Here is a 20,032-nt window from a genome sequence, read left to right as displayed (position 1 = left end):
GTTATTCCTCAGGGAGGTGTCATATAATGAAAAGAACTTATCAACCAAATAAACGTAAGCGCAGCAAAGTACATGGTTTTCGTAGCCGTATGAGCACAGCGAACGGACGTAAAGTTCTAGCAGCTCGTCGTCGTAAAGGTAGAAAAGTATTATCTGCGTAGGCCACTGATCGTTCAGTGGTCTTTTTTTCTAGTAATTATGAATTTTCCACTGGCGAAATACAGGAGTGTTCAATTGATATGAAGAAAAAGAATCGTGTAAAGAAGAATGAGGAATTTCAAGCTGTTTTTCAAAATGGAAAATCAAATGCCAATCGTCAATTTGTTATATATCAGTTAGAGAAGCCTGATCAAGCGTATTTTCGAATTGGTCTTTCCGTTAGTAAGAAATTAGGAAATGCAGTCATGCGTAATCGTATTAAACGTATGATCCGTCAAGCTTTTACAGAATTAAAAGATGAGATAGATTCTGGGAAAGATTTTGTTATAATAGCAAGGAAGCCTTGTTCAGACATGGACTATGAACAATTAAAGAAAAGTTTAATTCATGCTCTGCAGCGCTCGGGAGTTAAACGGGCAAAAAATGGCGAAAAAAGAGGAAAATGAATTACACTATATACATACCTAAACAAGGAGGAGCAGGCTGTGAAAAAAAAGATAGGCTTACTAGTCATGCTTATTGCTGTTATGGCAATTGCTGCTGGCTGTAATCAAACAAATCAGCCGATTACACCGCAAAGTACGGGAATTTGGAATGAATATTTTGTATACCCGCTTTCTCAATTAATCACGTATTTTGCAAAGTTATTTGGCAATAACTATGGTTTAGCGATTGTTATCACGACTCTTATCATTCGTTTTGCTTTATTACCATTAATGATTAAGCAAACAAAGAGTACGAAAGCAATGCAAGTATTACAACCTGAAATGGCAAAATTAAAAGAAAAATATAGCTCTAAAGACCAAGCAACTCAACAAAAATTGCAACAAGAAATGATGCAATTGTATCAAAAGCATGGTATCAATCCATTAGCAGGTTGTTTACCAATATTTATTCAAATGCCAATTTTATTTGCATTTTATCATGCAATTATTAGAACAGCAGAAATTAAACAACATAGTTTTTTATGGTTTGATTTAGGTCATGCTGATCCATTGTATATTCTTCCAATTGTTGCAGCGATTACAACGTTTATTCAACAAAAGCTTGCAATGGCTGGTACTGCGGGACAAAATCCACAAATGGCGATGATGCTTTGGCTTATGCCTATTATGATTTTAGTTTTCGCAATTAACTTCCCAGCTGCATTATCCCTTTATTGGGTGGTAGGTAACATCTTTGGTATTGCTCAAACATATTTGATCAAAGGGCCGGATCTTAAGGCTAGTAAGGCAGGAGGATCAAGTAAGTGAGTATGATTACTGCTAAAGGACAAACAGTCGAACTGGCAGTGCAATTCGCATTAGAACAATTGCAAGTATCAAGAGATAAAGTTGAGATACATGTTGTTGATGAAGGGAAAAAAGCTTTTCTTGGTTTTATTGGAGGACGGCCTGCTATTGTAGAGGTCATTGTAAAAAAAGATCCTGTAGAAGAAGCAGAACTTTATTTGAAAAGCATTATAAAAGAAATGAATGTTGATGTAATTGTTGGAACAGATGTAAAAGGGCGTGATGTCCACTTTACACTTTCTGGTAGTGATGTAGGTGTATTAATTGGAAAAAGAGGGAACATATTAAATTCTTTACAATATGTAACAAAACTTGTTGCAAATCGTAGCACGAAACAATATATCGGTGTAACAATCGACGCTGAAAATTATCGTGATAAACGAAAAAATACGTTAGAGTCGCTTGCGCTTCGGTTAGCGAAACAAGTTAGCAATACGAAAAAAAGAGTTGTGTTAGAACCGATGCCTTCTTTTGAAAGAAAAATTATACATCAAGCAATTTCAAATCATCCATATGTGATTACAACGTCTGAAGGTAAAGAACCACATCGACATGTTGTTGTATCTCCGAAATAAAATGAAACTTTAATCAGTGTGTGGGGGGCATCCCAGGCTGATTACTAGCCCTCCCAATCGGACTTTTACGGGCAGTTTATCTCCTGCATAACTTCTTAAGAAAAGCGGAAGCGGCTCGCTCAGAATTGCAGGGCGTCCACGCACCCGACAGAGAGGCGTTTTTTGCCTCGTCCAAGGGGGCGAAACGACCGGAGATTCTAGCCGCTAGAGCTGGACAATGCTTTTGCTGAAATTTGAGGTGGGAATATTACTTGCCCGCGAATAGCGGGATAAACCGGTAACTCGTTTGAGTGCCGGTTTTTTACTGGATAAAATATAAAGACAGAAAAATAAACTGTGGATAAACAAATTGCACTAAACTTATCCACTGTGTATAAGTTTAGTGCGATTTAGGTGAGGACATAATAAAATAAGTTATTATTCTTTTTTACGCAGTTTCGTTATGGTATCCTAATAATTTAGTGAAAGAAAAAATCGTGTTGAAATATAGAGAAATAAGCAAGTGAGGTGAAAGAACATGGAATTTGATACAATTGCTGCGATTTCCACAGCTCTTGGGGAAGGTGCAATTGCCATTGTTCGAGTAAGTGGAGATGATGCGGTAGAGAAGGTAAACCGTATTTTTAAAGGAAAAGATTTAACGACAGTCCCATCTCATACAATTCAGTATGGGCATATTGTGGATTTAGATACAAATAAAGTTATTGAAGAAGTTATGGTTTCAATTATGCGGGCACCAAAGACATTTACGCGTGAAGATATTGTCGAGGTAAATTGTCATGGTGGCCTTGTTTCTGTAAATAAAGTATTACAGCTTATTTTATCACAAGGTGTTCGCTTGGCAGAGCCTGGAGAATTTACAAAGCGTGCTTTTTTAAATGGACGTATTGACTTATCGCAAGCAGAAGCGGTTATGGATTTAATTCGCGCTAAAACAGATCGTGCAATGAACGTTGCGATTAATCAAATGGAAGGTCGATTATCAAAATTAATTGGTCGTTTGCGACAAGAAATTTTAGAGACGTTAGCTCATGTAGAAGTAAATATTGATTATCCGGAATACGATGACGTAGAAGAAATGACACATGGTGTTTTAATTGAGAAGGCAACCTATGTCAAATCAGAAATTGAAAAGTTGTTACAAACTTCAAAGCAAGGGAAAATTTTGCGTGAAGGAATTGCAACGGCTATTATCGGAAGGCCGAATGTTGGAAAGTCATCGCTATTAAATAGCCTTGTACAAGAAAAGAAAGCAATTGTAACAGATATAGCAGGAACAACCCGAGATGTTATTGAAGAATATGTGAACGTGCGCGGTGTACCTCTGAAACTGATTGATACAGCTGGTATTCGTGAGACGGAGGATATTGTAGAACAAATTGGTGTCGAACGTTCAAAAGATATGATGAATAAAGCAGATTTAGTTCTTCTTGTTGTAAATTATAGCGAAGTGTTAACAAATGAAGATGAAGAGTTATTTCGAGCGGTGCAAGGAAAAGACTTTATCGTTATTGTAAATAAAACAGATTTACCGCAGCAAATTGATATGGAGTGTGTTGCAAAATTAGCTGGTTCAGCTCGTGTTATTACAACTGCTTTACTTGAAGAGAAAGGTGTAGATGAGCTAGAACAGGCAATTGCTGATCTCTTCTTTAAAGGAACAATTGAAGCGGCTGATATGACATACGTATCGAATGCCCGTCACATTGGTTTATTAACACAAGCAGAAAAGACGATAGGTGATGCAATCGCGGCTATTCATAGCGGCGTGCCAATTGATATGGTGCAGATTGATTTAACAAGAACATGGGAAATACTAGGTGAAATTACGGGAGACACTGTACACGAAAGTTTAATTGATCAGTTATTCTCTCAATTTTGTTTAGGAAAGTAATTGTAAGGAGGAATGGAAAATGGGATACAACGCTGGTTCTTATGATGTTATTGTAATCGGTGCTGGCCATGCAGGATGTGAAGCTGGTTTGGCAGCAGCCCGTATGGGAGCAAAAACATTAATGTTAACAATTAACTTAGATATGGTTGCGTTTATGCCGTGTAACCCTTCAGTTGGTGGACCTGCAAAGGGAATTGTTGTTCGTGAAATTGATGCGCTTGGCGGCGAAATGGGCAGAAATATTGATAAAACACATATTCAAATGCGTATGTTAAACACAGGAAAAGGTCCTGCAGTACGTGCACTTCGTGCCCAAGCAGATAAATTTGCGTATCAGCATGAATTAAAAAAAACAATCGAAGAAACGCCAAATTTAACATTAAGTCAAGCGATGGTTGAACACTTAGTTGTAGAAGACGGTGTATGTAAAGGTGTTGTTACACAAACTGGAGCAGAATATACAGCGAAAACAGTTGTTATTACAACAGGTACGTTTTTACGCGGTGAAATTATCGTTGGGGATTTAAAATATTCAAGCGGTCCAAATAATCAACAACCATCTGTCAAATTATCAGAGCATTTAGAAGAGCTTGGTTTTGAACTAGTTCGTTTTAAAACAGGTACGCCTCCGCGTGTAGATAGTAGTACAATTGATTATAGCAAAACAGAAATTCAACCAGGTGATGATATACCACGTGCATTCTCATTTGAAACAACAAAGTTCATCATGGATCAAATTCCATGCTGGTTAACATATACAAGTGAAGAAACGCATCGTTTAATCGATGGAAACTTACATCGTTCTGCTATGTATTCTGGCATGATTAAAGGAACAGGCCCACGATATTGCCCTTCCATTGAAGATAAGGTTGTTCGTTTCCACGATAAGCCGCGTCATCAAATTTTCTTAGAGCCAGAAGGTCGTAATACACAAGAAGTATACGTACAAGGTTTATCAACAAGTTTACCAGAAGATGTGCAACGTGAGATGTTAAAGACCATTCCAGGCCTAGAGAACGTAGAAATGATGCGTACAGGATATGCAATTGAGTATGACGCAATTGTACCAACGCAGTTGTGGCCAACACTTGAAACAAAGAAAATACAAAATTTATATACAGCGGGTCAAATTAATGGAACTTCTGGTTATGAAGAAGCGGCAGGACAAGGTTTAATGGCCGGTATTAACGCTGCGTGCCGCTCATTAGGCAAAAAAGAAGTAATTTTAAATCGTTCAGATGCGTACATTGGCGTTTTAATCGATGATTTAGTCACAAAAGGTACAAATGAGCCATATCGCTTATTAACATCCCGTGCAGAATACCGATTATTATTACGTCATGACAATGCAGATCTGCGTTTAACAGGGATTGGGCATGAAATTGGTTTAATTCCAGAAGAACGTTATGAACGTTTTACAGCAAAGAAAGAGAAAATTGAAAAAGAAAAAGAACGTTTAGCAAGCATTATTATTAAGCCACGTCCTGAAGTACAAGAGCTCATTCGTGGAGCTGGCGGAAGTGAATTAAAAGATGGTATACGTGCGAGTGATTTATTACGCCGTCCAGAAATGACGTATGAGCATATTCATCTTCTCGCTCCAAGTGAAGTAGAAGTTAGTGATGAAGTAGCAGAGCAAGTTGAGATTCAGCTTAAATATGAAGGATATATTGAAAAATCTTTACAACAAGTAGAACGAATGAAGCGTATGGAAAGTAAAAAGATTCCGGTTGATATTGATTACGATGCAATTTCTGGAATAGCTTCTGAAGCACGTCAAAAATTAAAAGATGTCCGTCCGCTATCTATGGGGCAAGCATCTCGTATTTCCGGGGTAAATCCAGCTGATATTTCCATCTTACTTGTGTATATAGAACAAGGAAAAATTGCACGAGTATCGAACCAATAAATAGTTAGGAGATATAGCGAGATGAATATAGAACAATTTCAATCTATGCTATTAGAAAGAGGGATTACTCTTTCTAATAGGCAGTTAGAACAATTTGAAATCTATTTTGAGACATTAGTTGAATGGAATGAAAAAATGAACTTAACTGCAATTACAGAGAAAGAAGACGTGTATTTAAAGCACTTTTTTGATTCTATTACAGCTGCTTTTTATCATGATTTTTCAAAGCCATTTTCTATTTGTGATGTTGGTGCAGGAGCAGGGTTCCCTAGCATTCCATTAAAAATATGTTTTCCGAATTTAAAAATTACAATTGTCGATTCCTTGCAAAAACGTATTACGTTTTTAAATCATTTAGCAACAAAATTGGAATTACAAGACGTAGCATTTTGTCATGATCGTGCTGAAACATTTGGGCAAAAGGAAGGAGTACGTGAATCCTTTGATATTGTAATGGCACGTGCTGTTGCTCGCCTTTCTGTCTTAAGTGAATTGTGTTTACCGCTTGTGAAAGTAGGGGGAACATTTATTGCGATGAAAGGTGCAGCTGCAAACGAAGAAATTGAAAATGGTAAGTATGCTCTGCAAGTGCTTGGTGGCGAATTGAAAGAGATGTTTACGTTTCAATTACCATTTGAGGAAAGTGATCGTAACGTTTTATTGATTGAGAAAAAGAGAAAAACGCCAAAGAAATATCCGCGTAAACCAGGAACACCGAATAAATTACCTATTGAAAAATAAATCTTATTAGACGTAAGATTAAGTTATATATCAGTAAGCTACTTTATTAGCACTGATGGTTAGTTGAATGAATCGAGCTTTTACAGGCAGTTATCCACCACCTATCTTTTAGATTTATTACAATGTTAAGGCGTGAGCTTACTGCCCGTTAGAGCGAAAGAAATAAAGTGAAACTTTGATTAGTAGGGAGGCTGCGCTTCTTATTAATCGCTAGTTCAACAAATTTAGCTTTTGCGGACAGTTTATCTCAACCTGCCTTCTTTAATGTGTGGAAAAATGTTGAGATGGGGATATTGCTGCCTGTTAATGCGGGATAAAAACGTAAATGTTTCACATGGAACATTTTTGTATAGAGTATTCAATAGGATTCAAGGTGGTGGAATATGTATGAAAAACACATTTTCTCGTTTATTTGGCTTTGGAGATAAAGAGGCTGAATTAGCACTACAAGAAGAAAGTCATGAAGAAATTAAACAAATTCCGTTAGCAAGTATCGTTCCGAATCGTTATCAGCCACGGTCAATTTTTGATGATGCTCGTATTGAAGAGCTTGCTCTTACAATTCATACACATGGATTAATTCAACCAATTGTTGTTCGACAGTATGAAGAGGGCAAATATGAGATTATCGCTGGTGAAAGACGTTTTCGAGCTGCTACAAAATTAGGTTGGGAAACTGTTCCGGCTATTATAAAAAATTTGAACGATACTGAGACTGCTTCTGTTGCTTTAATTGAAAACTTGCAACGAGAAGAACTTACGGCAATTGAAGAGGCTGTTGCTTATCAAAAGTTAATTGAATTACATAATTTAACGCAAGAAGCATTAGCACAGCGATTAGGCAAAGGACAATCTACAATTGCGAACAAATTGAGACTATTAAAGTTACCTGAAGAGATTAAACAAGCACTATTAGAGAAGAGTATTACAGAACGCCATGCTCGTGCTCTTATTCCACTTAAAAATGAAGAGATTCAATTACAACTTTTGCAAGAAATCGTTGAAAAGCAATTGAATGTAAAGCAAACAGAAGATAGAATTGCTAAGTTGTTAGAAGAAACGAAACCGAAACGAAAAGCAAAACAAAAAGCGGTAAGCCGTGATATGCGTATTGCAATGAATACCATTCGTCAATCTTTACAAATGGTTGCGAATAGTGGCTTAAATGTGAATTCAGAAGAAGAAGAATTTGATGAATACTATCAAATTACAATTAAAATTCCCAAAAAGAAGTAAGAAAAATAGAAAGACCTCAAACCCCCGGTAGAGGTCTTTTTGTTTTGTCACGCATTAAAAACTATATAAATTCAAATTAAAAAATGACACTTCCCCTCTCTTTTTAGAGGGACGAGAGCATCTGACAATGCATAGCAGCAATCTATATGTCGAAAAATCAAAATTGATTTATATAGTGAGGTCTTACTGATGGAAGTTTCACTTTATCCCGCTACTAAGGGGTAGTAATATCCCTCACCTTGAGATTTTAAGGAAAGCAAAGAAGTAAGATGAGGTATAACTGCCCCTAAGAGCCCGATTGGTTCAACTAACCATCAGCGGGGAAAAGCATCCCACTGATGGAAGTTTCACTTTATAAGTACTATATTTTCTTTTAAAATTAAGAAGGAGTTTGTAAATAAATTTTGAAGTTTAATATACAGAAGCAAATGAAGCGTGATTGTTTCATGTTAAAATGAAAATAATCATTTGAAGAATAAGATATAAAGGTTGAAAGTAGGTGACATCATGGGGAAAATCATTGCCATTGCTAATCAAAAAGGTGGAGTTGGAAAGACAACAACATCGGTAAATTTAGGAGCTGGATTGGCACAAGCAGGAAAAAAAGTACTTCTTGTTGATATTGATGCACAAGGGAATGCAACGACAGGAGTCGGAATTGAAAAATCAGATTTAAATGAATGTATTTATAATGTGCTGGTGGAAGACATGGATGTTCGCGTTGTTATACAGAGAACAACAACTGAAAATTTAGAGGTACTCCCTGCTACCATTCAACTAGCAGGAGCCGAGATAGAACTTGTACCGACAATTTCCCGGGAAGTTCGTCTGCAACGTGCGCTGCAACCAATTCGTGATGAATATGATTATATTATTATTGATTGTCCCCCATCTTTAGGTTTATTAACCATTAATGCATTAACTGCTGCAGATTCTGTTATTATCCCTGTTCAATGTGAGTATTATGCCCTAGAGGGGTTAAGTCAATTATTAAATACAGTTCGCCTTGTACAAAAGCATTTAAATAAAGATTTAGCAATTCAAGGTGTTTTACTAACAATGCTGGACGCTCGTACAAATTTAGGATTACAAGTAATTGATGAAGTGAAGAAATACTTCCGAGATAAAGTATATAGATCCATTATTCCGCGTAATGTACGTTTAAGTGAAGCACCGAGTCATGGAAAACCAATTATGATGTATGATGCTAAGTCAAGGGGGGCAGAAGTGTATTTAGATTTAGCAAAGGAAGTGATTGCAGGTGGCTAAAGGACTAGGAAGAGGAATTAATGCGTTTTTTCCAGATTTAGATGTGAAAGAGGGAGAAACAATTCAAGAATTGCAAGTAAATCAATTACGTCCTAACCCATATCAGCCGCGTAAATATTTTCATAATGAAGCAATTCAAGAATTAGCGTTATCTATTAAAGAACATGGGATTTTACAACCTCTTATTGTTCGGAAAAGTATTAAAGGATATGAAATCGTTGCAGGAGAACGGAGATTTCGTGCTGCAAAAGAAGCAGGGATTAAAACAGTTCCTGCCGTTGTTCGAGAGTTAAATGATCAACAAATGATGGAGTTTGCGCTACTAGAGAATTTGCAACGTGAAGATTTAACGCCTATTGAAGAAGCATTAGCTTATCAAATGCTCATGGAAGAGCTTAAGGTAACGCAAGAACAGTTAGCAAAGCGGCTTGGAAAAAGCAGACCGCATATTGCAAACCACATTCGTTTACTTTCTCTCCCATCTTTCGTACAAGACATGATTGTAAATGGAAGCATTTCTATGGGACATGGACGAACGCTACTTGCGTTAAAAGACAAAACAAAAATTAACAATTTATTGCAACGAATTAAAAAAGAAGGATTAAATGTCCGTCAGTTGGAACAAATTATTCAGCAGATGAATGAATATGTTTCACGTGAAACAAAGAAACAAAAACCACAAAAAAATATCTTTTTTGTGGAACAAGAAACGGTACTACGAGACCGATTTGGAACATCTGTGAAAATTAAAGAAACGAAACAAGAAAAAGGGAAAATTGAAATTCAATTTTTCAATAAAGATGATTTGCAACGCATTTTAGAGATTTTAGCGGGAGAATGATAAAAAATAAACCATCTTCAGTTATAGATGGTTTATTTTTTTCATTACAGCAATTTTTTTATCAGTTTCAATAATACTTTCTGCAATACCAGTAGCCATTTTCATAACAAGATTTAGTCTTGTATTTTGTAGTACAAAAAACTCCATAAATCCATTTAAATTTACAATACCATGAATATGCATATCACCAATCGCGGGAAGATTTTTATTCATAGCTGCTCCAGGTTTACTGGGCCCTTTTCCAACTGTAATTGAACCAATATTTTGTGATTTTCCTAGACAAGCATCAATTGCAATGATAAAGGGATTCATAAATGATTTTTGTATTTCTGTAATTGTTTCTTCTAAGTTTAAAGCATGGACGGGTGATTCTAGCGTCCCGTATAACTGAAAATTTTGAATATTGCAGTCTTGTAGCTTTGAGCCAACAAGGGGTCCTAATGCATCACCTGTTGAGCGGTCCGTTCCAATACACAGTATAATAAGTGGAGAGTTTTGTTCGATTGGGAGATGAGAAAGTAGAAAACTACTAATGGTTTGATTGCAATTTGCATCATGATACATAATCTGCTGTGAATCTTTTTCAAAAAAAGGTAAACGAAAACTTCCGATATTCATGAAGCATCCATCCTTTAATAGAATTTAGTATATTTCATATAAAGTGAAACCCCTATCAGTGGAGAGTTTTTTCTCATCTCCCACTGATGGAAAGCCTGCCCAATCGAGCTCTTACGGGCAGTTATATCTCCCTCCTATCTTTTTTAGAAAAGCGGAAGCGGCTCGTTCAGAATCGTAGGACGTTGGATCTCCCAACGGAGAGGTGCTTTTTGCCCTCGTTCGAGGAGGCGAAACGACCGGAGGTTCTAGCCGCTAGAATTGGACAACATTTTCTCAGAATCTTGAGGTGGGAGTCTTACTGCCCCAAAATAGCGGGATAAACTTGATTTTGCATATTACATATTTCTCTTAAGGTAAGAACTATTTTACTTTTAGTCTAGGGGAAACTTGATGCTATGTTAGGTATTCGGATATTCTTGCTGCGTAGATGTTGCTTTCTTATGGGATAAGAGTGTTTGAAAAGATATGATATGAGCAGAAGAAGAGGGCACTCTTGTTTATAGATTTATAAAGTATAAAAAGGATGAAGCGTACCATGTAGTCTGGAGAATACTAGTACTAGTATATAAAAAAATGTGTTATTTTATACCTCATGGAATGCGAAAATAAAAGTGTATGAAAGAACTTTTTTCGTAAAATATAGGAGAAATTCTGTTACAATAAATAATGAATATGAGATAGAAAGGTAGGTCGCGATGAAGGGATTTCACGACTTATATACAGACTTTACAAATTGGTTATTAAACGTAGGATTATGGGAGAATATCGGTCTCGGTTTGCTGAAAATCATACTTATTTTTATTATTTCAAGTGTCGTTATTCGGCTCGGCAGGGTGATTATCCGTAATGCTTTCAAAATGAAGGCCAAATCACCAATTCAAATTTCTGAAAGACGAACGATGACAGTAGCGAAATTGTTAGAAAACATTTTAACATATGTTATCTTTTTTATTGTAATAATTGCGATTTTAGGAGTATTTGGAATTGATACAAAAGGATTATTAGCCGGTGCAGGGGTTGTAGGTTTGGCGGTTGGTTTTGGTGCACAAAACTTAGTCAAAGACGTTATCACTGGATTCTTTATTTTATTAGAAGATCAATTTTCAGTAGGGGACTATGTACGCTTAGGTCAATTTGAAGGAGTTATTCAAGAAATTGGTTTACGCACAACAAAAATGAAGAAATGGACAGGAGAAATTCACATTATTCCAAATGGAAGTATTAAGGAAGTAACAAATTTCTCTGTTACTAATAGTGTTGCCTTTGTAGATGTAGCTATTTCATATGAAAGTGATATTGAACATGCAGAACAAGTTCTTGAAAAGTTGTTAGATGAATTACCAACAAGGTATGAGCAAATGGTTGCTCGTCCGGAATTATTAGGTGTACAGAGTTTAGCAGCATCAGAGGTTGTTTTGAGGGTTACAGCTGAAGTAGAACCGATGCAACATTTTGTGGTTGCGAGAGCACTGCGTAAAGAAATTAAAAATCGTTTGGATTTACACGGGATTGAAATTCCATATCCGCGTATGGTTCTATACAACCGTGAAGAACTGATGAATGAGAAAGTAAATTAGCAGTGAGGGGAGTTTAGAGAATGGAGCAAAAACAATATAACTTGCATGACATAGTGGAAATGAAGAAAGCTCATCCTTGTGGCGAAAATCGTTGGAAGATTATCCGGATGGGAATGGACATCCGGATTAAGTGCGAGGGGTGTAACCATTCGGTATTAATTCCTCGAAGAGAATTTGATCGCAAGGTGAAGAAAGTACTTGTAAAACATGAAGAATAGATGAAATAGAAAACAGCAGCGTTGTTGCTGCTGTTTTTTTATTTAGCGATTAATGGGTAGTAAGATTCCCGCTTCAAATTTATAAGAAATCCGCGGAAGATGGAAGGGGAGAAATTGTCTATAAAAGATTATTCGTTTCACTTGATAAGTTTGGATGAAGCTTGTCATTTTATTCGTTACTATCTATAATGATGGAAGATTGAGTCATAGGAGTGGATTACATGGGATTAACGGCTGGTATCGTTGGATTACCGAACGTAGGTAAGTCAACACTATTTAATGCAATTACACAAGCAGGGGCAGAATCTGCGAACTACCCATTCTGTACAATAGATCCAAACGTTGGAATCGTAGAAGTTCCAGATTATCGTTTAAATAAATTAACTGAGCTTGTAGAACCAAAGAAAACTGTGCCAACTGTATTTGAATTTACAGATATTGCAGGTATTGTAAAAGGTGCGAGTAAAGGGGAAGGGTTAGGAAATAAATTCTTATCTCATATTCGTCAAGTAGATGCAATTTGCCAAGTAGTTCGTTGTTTTGAAGACGAGAATATTACGCACGTAGCAGGAAAAGTAGATCCAATTGCAGATATTGAAACAATTAATTTAGAGCTTATTTTAGCGGATTTAGAATCTGTTGATAAGCGTCTTGAACGCGTTACAAAATTAGCGAAACAAAAAGATAAAGATGCTGTATTTGAACATGAAATTTTAGTTCGTTTAAAAGAAGCATTTGAAGAAGGACAGCCGGCTCGTACAGTTGAATTTACTGAGGAGCAAATGAAAGTAGTAAAAGGTCTTCACTTATTAACAATAAAAGAAATGCTATATGTAGCAAACGTTTCTGAAGACGATGTAATCGATCCGTCTGGAAATAAATATGTACAAATTGTAAAAGAGTTTGCTGCAAAAGAAAATTCACAAGTAATTGTGGTTTGTGCAAAAATCGAATCAGAAATTGCAGAGTTAGATGAACAAGAGAAAAAAGTTTTTCTTGAAGAGCTAGGTATTGAAGAATCTGGTCTCGATCAATTAATTCGTGCAGCTTATGATTTATTAGGATTAGCTACTTATTTTACAGCTGGTGTACAAGAAGTTCGTGCTTGGACATTTAAAACAGGAATGAAAGCACCACAATGTGCTGGAATCATTCATACGGATTTTGAACGTGGATTTATTCGTGCAGAAACAGTATCTTATGATGATTTAGTAGAAAATGGATCTATGACAGCTGCTAAAGAAGCTGGAAAAGTACGCTTAGAAGGAAAAGAATACATTATGAAAGACGGAGATGTTGTACACTTCCGCTTTAATGTATAATATTTTTATTTCCTAGGAAAAAATAAAGTATTTAACTTGGCAAATTCATTGGATTTGCCAAGTTTTTTATGTTTTCGTGAGTTGATTCCTCTAACTTACTATGATATAATCTAAACTCGTGAGTAATTACTATAAATTAATTGCTCCTTGCCCAATATGGGCCGTTTAGACCAAAAGGAGGTGAAAGTGTAATGAAAAAGTACGAAATCATGTACATCATTCGTCCAAACATGGAAGAAGAAGCTCAAAAAGCTTTAGTTGAACGTTTTGCAGGCGTTTTAACTGAAAATGGTGCAGAAATCATTAACACAAAAGATTGGGGTAAGCGTCGTTTAGCTTACGAAATCAACGACTTACGTGACGGTTTCTACATGATCTTAAACGTAAATTCTAATCCAGAAGCGATTAATGAATTCGATCGTTTAGCTAAGATCAGCGAAGATATCATTCGTCACATCGTTGTTAAAGAAGAAGAATAATCATTAAGATATATAGGGAGAGTGGTTCGATTGATGAATCGTGTTATACTCGTTGGTCGTTTAACTAAGGACCCTGACTTACGTTACACGCCCAATGGTGTTGCAGTAGCTACTTTCACGTTAGCTGTAAATCGCGCATTTACGAATCAGCAAGGTGAGCGTGAAGCTGACTTTATTAACTGTGTAATATGGCGTAAACAAGCAGAGAACGTGGCAAATTATTTGAAAAAAGGTAGCTTAGCAGGCGTAGACGGACGTCTTCAAACTCGTAATTACGATGGACAAGATGGTAAGCGTGTATATGTAACAGAAGTGCTAGCGGAGAACGTACAATTTTTAGAGCCGCGTAATAGCGGTGGTGAGCAACGCGGTTCATTCAATCAGCAACCATCGGGAGCAGGGTTCGGAAATCAAGGCTCTCAAAACCCATTTGGTCAATCTGGTAACAATGGCAATAATGCTGGATTTACTAGAAATGACGATCCATTTGCAAATGTAGGTCAACCGATTGATATTTCAGACGATGACTTACCTTTCTAATGGGGTAGACGGAACATTTTAACACGAAATGGAGGGAAATGAACATGGCAGGAGGACGCAAAGGTGGACGTGCGAAACGCCGTAAAGTGTGTTTCTTTACATCTAACGGTATCACTCGCATCGACTATAAAGATGTTGATTTACTAAAACGCTTTGTTTCTGAGCGTGGTAAAATTTTACCACGTCGTGTAACAGGTACTAGCGCAAAATACCAACGCAAATTAACAGTTGCAATTAAACGTGCTCGTCAAATGGCACTTTTACCATATGTTGGTGAATAAAAAGGTATGAAATGCACAGTAGAGTGATACTCTACTGTGCATTTTGCTATTCTTTTCTTTTTGTTAACCATGATAGAAGTTTCACTTTATAGAAAGAGGGTGTGAAAAATGAAACGCACACGACTCATTACAGAAGGAGCAGTATTACTTGCTTTATATGCTATTTTGCTTCTTGCTTCTCTGTATATGCCTGTTTTAGGGGCTATATTTATGTTTGCATTGCCGTTGCCATTTCTTATTTTTACGATAAGATATCAGTTAAGTGGTGCTTGTATGTTATTAGGAGCGGCAGTTCTAGTAACGCTTATTGTGAGTTCGCCTCTTAGTATTGCGAATACACTTATGTTCGGAGTAACAGGTGTTATATTAGGGTATATGTATAAAAAGAAAAAAAGTGTTATTGAAATTTTATTGGTTGGGACACTTGTATATCTTGTAAGTTTTGTATTGCTGTATATTGTTAGCATACAGTTTTTTAATATAGATATTGTGAAACAGATGCAAGATATGTTCAAACAATCGATGGAACAAAGCGAGAAGTTTATGAAAATGGCGGGTGCATCTGTAAATGAAGGGCAGCTAGCTGAATTGAAAAAAGCGGTTAATACAATTGGGATGCTTTTACCAACTGTACTTGCTATGGCTTCGCTATTCTCTTCTTGGATTACTATTTTAATTGCCAATCGTGTTTTAAAACGATTAAAGTACACGGCGGCATCTTGGCCCAAATTTCGTGATATACAAATTCCAAAGAGTATTGTTTGGTTGTATGTCGTGATTATTTTGTCCGCTTCTTTTGTAAAAATAGAAGCTGGTTCATATGTAGAAATGATGTTCTTGAATTTATCAACAATTTTTACCTTTTTACTGTTGTTTCAAGGTTTTTCGTTCCTTGCTTTTTTTACAAATACAAAAGGATATACTAAAGCTGTTCCAATCTTAATCTTTGTTGTAGGTTTGTTTGTGCCGGTTTTGTTTCCTCTTATGACAATCTTAGGTATAATTGATTTAGGCTTTTCGTTACGATCGAAAGTACAGGTAAAATAAATATTTGAAAAAAAGTGCTTTTATAAGGCTTTTTTGTAACGAAACATAGAAATCGAAGCTTTTATCCTAAACGGTCAGGCTTTGATCGTCTAGGATAAGTGTAGCTGACTCGACTGAACATCAGTAGAGGATAAAAACTTACCTGATGGAAGTTTCACTTTATAGGAGTTGTATATATGCCTGAATTTTATAAGAAACAGCGGTTTCTATATCCTGTTTATGTATTGGCGTTTTTAGCATTTTTGCTCATTACCATTCTTCTTTATTTTCATTGGATGACAGGGATGATTTCCTTTGTTGTTTTTTGTATTGTCTTATTTTTCGTTATTAAATTTGAACTTGCATTTCAAAAAAGTGTTGAAAAGTATACGAATGATACGATTACAAGGGTAAAAAAAGTAAGTAATGAGGCTTTCAATCAAATGCCGATTGGAATTTTACTATATAATAAGGATTACGGGATTGACTGGGCAAATCCATATTTATCTTCTTGTTTAGGACAACATTCTTTAGCTGGATGGCACTTGTATGATCTATCAGAAACCTTGCTTTTATTTACAAAAGGGGAAACAGCTAATGATATTGTATCTTTAAACAATCGGAAATTTCGTGTATTTGCGAGGAAAGAAGAGAAGTTAATCTATTTCTTTGATGTAACAGAGCAAACAGAAATTGAGAAAATGTATGAAGACCAAAGGACGGTACTTGCTGTTATCTATTTAGATAACTACGATGAAGTAACACAAGGATTAGATGATCAATTGCGTACAAATATTACAAGTCATGTTACATCTTTGCTAAATGAATGGGCTGTGAAGCATGGGGCGTATTTGAAGCGAGCTTCATCGGAACGATACTTCGTTGTATTAAATGAAAGTATTTTAATGCAGATGGAGAAAGGGAAATTTGATATTTTAGATCAAGTACGTGAAGAGACGTCTAAACGAAATATTCCTCTTACTCTTAGTATTGGTGTTGGTTCTGGTGATTTATCATTAGTAGAACTTGGAGCTATGGCGCAATCTGGTCTCGATTTAGCGCTTGGTCGGGGTGGAGATCAAGTGGCTATTAAACAAGCGACAGGGAAAGTAAAGTTTTATGGCGGGAAAACGAATCCTGTAGAAAAACGTACTCGTGTACGTGCACGAGTGATTTCTCATGCTTTAAAAGATCTTGTGTTAGAAAGTAGCAATATCATTATTATGGGGCACCGAGCGCCGGATATGGATGCAATCGGAGCAGCAATTGGGATTTTAAAAGTAACACAACTGAATGAGCGCGAAGGATATATCGTATTAGATGAAAATGATTCTGATAAAGGGATTAAGCGTTTAATGGACGAAGTTAAGCAGCACGAAGAATTATGGTCGCGCTTTATTACACCGCAGCAGGCTCTTGAATTTGCGAATGATGATTCGCTTCTGGTTGTAGTAGATACGCATAAACCATCTATGGTTATGGAAAGGAAGTTACTTGATAAGATTGAAAATGTTGTTGTAATTGATCACCATCGCCGCGGTGAGGACTTCATTGAAGATCCGTTGCTTGTTTATATGGAGCCTTATGCATCATCTACAGCAGAACTTGTAACAGAGCTGTTGGAATATCAGCCTAAGCGTTTGAAAATGAATATGCTAGAGGCAACAGCTTTACTAGCAGGTATTATAGTGGATACGAAGAGTTTTACATTCCGCACTGGAGCACGTACGTTTGATGCAGCTTCCTATCTTCGTTCTCATGGAGCGGATACTATATTGGTACAAAAGTTATTAAAAGAAGATATGGCCCATTATTTACAAATTGCAAAAACAATTCGAAATGCGTACATTTATAAAAATGGTATTGCAATTGCAAAGGTAGATGGTGATGGGTTTTATGATCAAGTATTAATCGCCCAATCAGCTGATACATTACTTACAATGACAGGAGTGGTTGCTTCTTTCGTGATTGCGCAGCGCAGTGAAAGTGTGATTGGAATTAGTGGACGTTCATTAGGGGAAGTAAATGTACAGCTTGTTATGGAGAATTTAGGCGGGGGCGGTCATTTAACGAATGCGGCAACGCAAATACAAGACATATCAATTGATGAAGCAGAAATGAACTTACAATCTGTTATAAATGAGTATTTAGAGGGAGGAATACAATTATGAAAGTAATCTTTTTAAAAGACGTAAAAGGTAAAGGGAAAAAAGGGGAAACAAAAAACGTACCAGATGGTTATGCGAATAACTTTTTATTAAAGCAAGGACTTGCAATTGAAGCGACAAATGCAAATGTGAAAACATTGGATGCGAAAAAGCGTAAAGAAGAAAAAGATGCAGAATTAGAGCTTGAAAAATGCAAAGAATTAAAAGAAACTCTAGAAAAGTTAACAGTAGAATTAAAAGCAAAATCTGGTGAAGGTGGCCGTTTATTTGGTTCTATTACAAGTAAACAAATTGTAGATAGCTTACAAAAAATGCATAATATTAAACTTGATAAACGTAAATTTGAAATGGACGATGCGATTCGTGCATTAGGATATACGAACGTTATTGTGAAATTACATCCACAAGTAACGGCAACAGTAAAAGTGCATGTTACTGAACAATAAACAAAAGATTGAAGAGGAGGTTTACGTATGAGTGACGTATTTGCTGATCGTACCCCTCCGCATAATATTGAGGCTGAACAAGCCGTATTAGGAGCTATTTTTCTCGATCAAGAAGCGTTAACATCAGCTTCGGAAATGCTAATGCCAGAAGACTTCTATCGAACGGCACATCAAAAAATTTATCAGATGATGCTTGATCTTTCTGATAAAGGAGAGCCCATTGATTTAGTTACTGCAACAGCAGCACTTGCTGATCAAAATTTGTTAGAAGAAATTGGCGGTGTTTCTTATTTAGCTGAACTAGCGGAAGCTGTACCGACGGCTGCCAATGTAGAATATTATGCACGTATTATCGCGGAAAAATCGATTTTGCGTCGGCTTATTCGGACAGCAACGCATATTGTGTCGGATGGTTATGAACGAGAAGATGATGTTGAGAGCCTATTAAATGAAGCTGAGAAAAAAATATTAGAAGTATCTCAGCGTACGAATACAAAAGGTTTTCAAAACATTAAAGATGTCCTTGTAGCAGCTTACGATAAAATTGAATTACTGCATAATCAAAAAGGTGAAGTTACAGGAATTCCAACTGGTTTTACCGAGTTAGATCGTATGACAGCGGGTTTCCAGCGCAATGATTTAATTATTGTAGCGGCGCGTCCATCTGTAGGGAAAACAGCATTTTCTTTAAATATTGCTCAAAACGTTGCGACGAAAACGGACGAAAACGTTGCGATTTTTAGTTTGGAGATGGGTGCTGACCAGCTTGTTATGCGTATGCTTTGTGCAGAAGGAAATATTGATGCACAGCGTCTTCGTACAGGGACTTTAACTTCAGAAGACTGGGCGAAACTAACGATGGCAATGGGAAGTCTTTCAAATGCAGGTATTTTTATTGATGATACACCAGGTATTCGTGTTAGTGAAATTCGAGCAAAGTGCAGACGTTTAAAACAAGAACATGGTCTTGGAATGATTCTAATTGATTATTTGCAGCTTATTCAGGGTAGCGGGAAATCTGGCGAAAACCGTCAGCAAGAAGTATCAGAGATTTCTCGTACACTAAAAGGGCTTGCGCGTGAACTAGAAGTTCCAGTTATTGCTTTATCTCAGCTTTCTCGTGGTGTAGAATCTCGTCAAGATAAGCGTCCGATGATGTCGGATATTCGTGAATCAGGAAGTATTGAGCAAGATGCTGATATAGTAGCATTCTTATATCGTGAAGATTACTATGACCGAGAAACAGAAAATAAAAATACAATTGAAATTATTATTGCTAAGCAGCGTAATGGTCCAGTAGGTTCAGTTGAACTGGCGTTTGTGAAGGAATTTAACAAATTCGTAAACTTAGAACGGCGCTTTGATGATGGGCATGCACCGCCGGCATAGTGAGAGTATAAAAAAGAAACACATTTCTTATAATAAAATGTGTTTCTTTTTT

Annotated in this window: 21 protein-coding genes; 20 read left to right on the top strand and 1 reads right to left on the bottom strand. The window is 36.5% G+C overall.

The genetic code is table 11. From position 1 onward, the window contains the following. Window positions 1-26 precede the first annotated feature (26 nt). The 10 genes from rpmH to PLX19_RS19700 all read left to right on the top strand — a co-directional run bounded on the left by rpmH (window position 27) and on the right by PLX19_RS19700 (window position 9,916). Window positions 27-161 carry a 50S ribosomal protein L34 gene (gene rpmH / locus PLX19_RS19745; RefSeq protein WP_000831901.1) on the top strand — a complete coding sequence of 45 codons (135 nt, stop codon included), beginning with the start codon at window positions 27-29 and terminating at the stop codon, window positions 159-161. Window positions 162-239: 78 nt separating this feature from the next. Beyond that, window positions 240-605: a ribonuclease P protein component gene (rnpA, locus tag PLX19_RS19740; protein ID WP_272190486.1), complete on the top strand. Its 366-nt coding sequence runs from the start codon at window positions 240-242 to the stop codon at window positions 603-605. Between the two features lie 39 nt (window positions 606-644). Continuing rightward, on the top strand, window positions 645-1,412 hold the full coding sequence (gene spoIIIJ / locus PLX19_RS19735; protein WP_020059662.1) for a YidC family membrane integrase SpoIIIJ: 768 nt from the start codon (window positions 645-647) through the stop codon (window positions 1,410-1,412). Further along, window positions 1,409-2,026, top strand: coding sequence for an RNA-binding cell elongation regulator Jag/EloR (jag, locus tag PLX19_RS19730; RefSeq protein WP_272190484.1), 618 nt, complete (start codon window positions 1,409-1,411; stop codon window positions 2,024-2,026). The genes spoIIIJ and jag overlap by 4 nt, the downstream gene beginning before the upstream one ends. 517 nt (window positions 2,027-2,543) lie before the next feature. Further along, window positions 2,544-3,920, top strand: a complete 1,377-nt coding sequence (mnmE, locus tag PLX19_RS19725; protein ID WP_272190483.1) for a tRNA uridine-5-carboxymethylaminomethyl(34) synthesis GTPase MnmE — start codon at window positions 2,544-2,546, stop codon at window positions 3,918-3,920. Window positions 3,921-3,939: 19 nt separating this feature from the next. Next, window positions 3,940-5,829: a tRNA uridine-5-carboxymethylaminomethyl(34) synthesis enzyme MnmG gene (gene mnmG, locus PLX19_RS19720; protein ID WP_272190482.1), complete on the top strand. Its 1,890-nt coding sequence runs from the start codon at window positions 3,940-3,942 to the stop codon at window positions 5,827-5,829. 21 nt (window positions 5,830-5,850) lie between these two features. After that, window positions 5,851-6,570 (top strand): 16S rRNA (guanine(527)-N(7))-methyltransferase RsmG, encoded by a 720-nt coding sequence (rsmG, locus tag PLX19_RS19715; RefSeq protein WP_272190481.1) that lies wholly within the window; start codon window positions 5,851-5,853, stop codon window positions 6,568-6,570. Between the two features lie 387 nt (window positions 6,571-6,957). Next, window positions 6,958-7,806: a nucleoid occlusion protein gene (noc, locus tag PLX19_RS19710; protein ID WP_272190479.1), complete on the top strand. Its 849-nt coding sequence runs from the start codon at window positions 6,958-6,960 to the stop codon at window positions 7,804-7,806. A gap of 507 nt (window positions 7,807-8,313) precedes the next feature. After that, window positions 8,314-9,075 (top strand): ParA family protein, encoded by a 762-nt coding sequence (locus tag PLX19_RS19705; protein ID WP_272190477.1) that lies wholly within the window; start codon window positions 8,314-8,316, stop codon window positions 9,073-9,075. Next, window positions 9,068-9,916: a ParB/RepB/Spo0J family partition protein gene (locus PLX19_RS19700; protein WP_334313770.1), complete on the top strand. Its 849-nt coding sequence runs from the start codon at window positions 9,068-9,070 to the stop codon at window positions 9,914-9,916. The genes PLX19_RS19705 and PLX19_RS19700 overlap by 8 nt, the downstream gene beginning before the upstream one ends. 21 nt (window positions 9,917-9,937) lie before the next feature. Here the strand turns inward: PLX19_RS19700 and yyaC are convergent, their stop codons facing one another. After that, window positions 9,938-10,534 (bottom strand): spore protease YyaC, encoded by a 597-nt coding sequence (yyaC, locus tag PLX19_RS19695; RefSeq protein ID WP_272190475.1) that lies wholly within the window; start codon window positions 10,532-10,534, stop codon window positions 9,938-9,940. A 695-nt stretch (window positions 10,535-11,229) separates the two neighbouring features. Between yyaC and PLX19_RS19690 the strand changes: the two genes are divergently transcribed. The 10 genes from PLX19_RS19690 to dnaB all read left to right on the top strand — a co-directional run bounded on the left by PLX19_RS19690 (window position 11,230) and on the right by dnaB (window position 19,980). After that, window positions 11,230-12,111 carry a mechanosensitive ion channel family protein gene (locus tag PLX19_RS19690; protein WP_272190474.1) on the top strand — a complete coding sequence of 294 codons (882 nt, stop codon included), beginning with the start codon at window positions 11,230-11,232 and terminating at the stop codon, window positions 12,109-12,111. A gap of 20 nt (window positions 12,112-12,131) precedes the next feature. Further along, window positions 12,132-12,329 carry a DUF951 domain-containing protein gene (locus PLX19_RS19685; protein WP_272190473.1) on the top strand — a complete coding sequence of 66 codons (198 nt, stop codon included), beginning with the start codon at window positions 12,132-12,134 and terminating at the stop codon, window positions 12,327-12,329. A 221-nt stretch (window positions 12,330-12,550) separates the two neighbouring features. Then, entirely contained in the window at window positions 12,551-13,651 is a 1,101-nt protein-coding gene (gene ychF / locus PLX19_RS19680; protein WP_272190472.1) for a redox-regulated ATPase YchF, read from the top strand. A 191-nt stretch (window positions 13,652-13,842) separates the two neighbouring features. Next, window positions 13,843-14,130 (top strand): 30S ribosomal protein S6, encoded by a 288-nt coding sequence (rpsF, locus tag PLX19_RS19675; protein ID WP_272190471.1) that lies wholly within the window; start codon window positions 13,843-13,845, stop codon window positions 14,128-14,130. Between the two features lie 30 nt (window positions 14,131-14,160). Next, window positions 14,161-14,670, top strand: coding sequence for a single-stranded DNA-binding protein (gene ssb, locus PLX19_RS19670; protein ID WP_154710359.1), 510 nt, complete (start codon window positions 14,161-14,163; stop codon window positions 14,668-14,670). A gap of 44 nt (window positions 14,671-14,714) precedes the next feature. Further along, window positions 14,715-14,951 (top strand): 30S ribosomal protein S18, encoded by a 237-nt coding sequence (gene rpsR, locus PLX19_RS19665; RefSeq protein WP_020059677.1) that lies wholly within the window; start codon window positions 14,715-14,717, stop codon window positions 14,949-14,951. Between the two features lie 108 nt (window positions 14,952-15,059). Then, window positions 15,060-15,998: a YybS family protein gene (locus PLX19_RS19660; RefSeq protein WP_272190470.1), complete on the top strand. Its 939-nt coding sequence runs from the start codon at window positions 15,060-15,062 to the stop codon at window positions 15,996-15,998. A 176-nt stretch (window positions 15,999-16,174) separates the two neighbouring features. Continuing rightward, window positions 16,175-18,148, top strand: coding sequence for a DHH family phosphoesterase (locus PLX19_RS19655; RefSeq protein WP_272190469.1), 1,974 nt, complete (start codon window positions 16,175-16,177; stop codon window positions 18,146-18,148). Then, on the top strand, window positions 18,145-18,591 hold the full coding sequence (rplI, locus tag PLX19_RS19650) for a 50S ribosomal protein L9 (protein ID WP_272190468.1): 447 nt from the start codon (window positions 18,145-18,147) through the stop codon (window positions 18,589-18,591). Before PLX19_RS19655 ends, rplI begins: the two co-directional genes overlap by 4 nt. Before the next feature lie 27 nt (window positions 18,592-18,618). Then, entirely contained in the window at window positions 18,619-19,980 is a 1,362-nt protein-coding gene (dnaB, locus tag PLX19_RS19645) for a replicative DNA helicase (RefSeq protein WP_272190466.1), read from the top strand. The last annotated feature ends 52 nt before the right edge of the window (window positions 19,981-20,032 follow it).

It is taken from the genome of Bacillus sp. BP-3 (genome assembly GCF_028401955.1).
Lineage (GTDB): Bacteria > Bacillota > Bacilli > Bacillales > Bacillaceae_G > Bacillus_A.
The sequence above is the reverse complement of the archived record's forward strand: the minus strand, read 5'-3'. Positions and strand labels throughout refer to the sequence as shown.

Bases quoted from the DNA above. Each gene is read 5' to 3' on its own strand.
- PLX19_RS19655 (WP_272190469.1), top strand. From the start codon at position 16,175: ATGCCTGAATTTTATAAGAAACAGCGGTTTCTATATCCTGTTTATGTA.
- ychF (WP_272190472.1), top strand. From the start codon at position 12,551: ATGGGATTAACGGCTGGTATCGTTGGATTACCGAACGTAGGTAAGTCA.
- PLX19_RS19685 (WP_272190473.1), top strand. From the start codon at position 12,132: ATGGAGCAAAAACAATATAACTTGCATGACATAGTGGAAATGAAGAAA.
- noc (WP_272190479.1), top strand. From the start codon at position 6,958: ATGAAAAACACATTTTCTCGTTTATTTGGCTTTGGAGATAAAGAGGCT.
- mnmE (WP_272190483.1), top strand. From the start codon at position 2,544: ATGGAATTTGATACAATTGCTGCGATTTCCACAGCTCTTGGGGAAGGT.
- PLX19_RS19660 (WP_272190470.1), top strand. From the start codon at position 15,060: ATGAAACGCACACGACTCATTACAGAAGGAGCAGTATTACTTGCTTTA.
- rpsR (WP_020059677.1), top strand. From the start codon at position 14,715: ATGGCAGGAGGACGCAAAGGTGGACGTGCGAAACGCCGTAAAGTGTGT.
- rplI (WP_272190468.1), top strand. From the start codon at position 18,145: ATGAAAGTAATCTTTTTAAAAGACGTAAAAGGTAAAGGGAAAAAAGGG.
- PLX19_RS19690 (WP_272190474.1), top strand. From the start codon at position 11,230: ATGAAGGGATTTCACGACTTATATACAGACTTTACAAATTGGTTATTA.
- rsmG (WP_272190481.1), top strand. From the start codon at position 5,851: ATGAATATAGAACAATTTCAATCTATGCTATTAGAAAGAGGGATTACT.
- dnaB (WP_272190466.1), top strand. From the start codon at position 18,619: ATGAGTGACGTATTTGCTGATCGTACCCCTCCGCATAATATTGAGGCT.
- rpmH (WP_000831901.1), top strand. From the start codon at position 27: ATGAAAAGAACTTATCAACCAAATAAACGTAAGCGCAGCAAAGTACAT.
- yyaC (WP_272190475.1), bottom strand. From the start codon at position 10,534: ATGAATATCGGAAGTTTTCGTTTACCTTTTTTTGAAAAAGATTCACAG.
- mnmG (WP_272190482.1), top strand. From the start codon at position 3,940: ATGGGATACAACGCTGGTTCTTATGATGTTATTGTAATCGGTGCTGGC.
- rnpA (WP_272190486.1), top strand. From the start codon at position 240: ATGAAGAAAAAGAATCGTGTAAAGAAGAATGAGGAATTTCAAGCTGTT.
- PLX19_RS19705 (WP_272190477.1), top strand. From the start codon at position 8,314: ATGGGGAAAATCATTGCCATTGCTAATCAAAAAGGTGGAGTTGGAAAG.
- rpsF (WP_272190471.1), top strand. From the start codon at position 13,843: ATGAAAAAGTACGAAATCATGTACATCATTCGTCCAAACATGGAAGAA.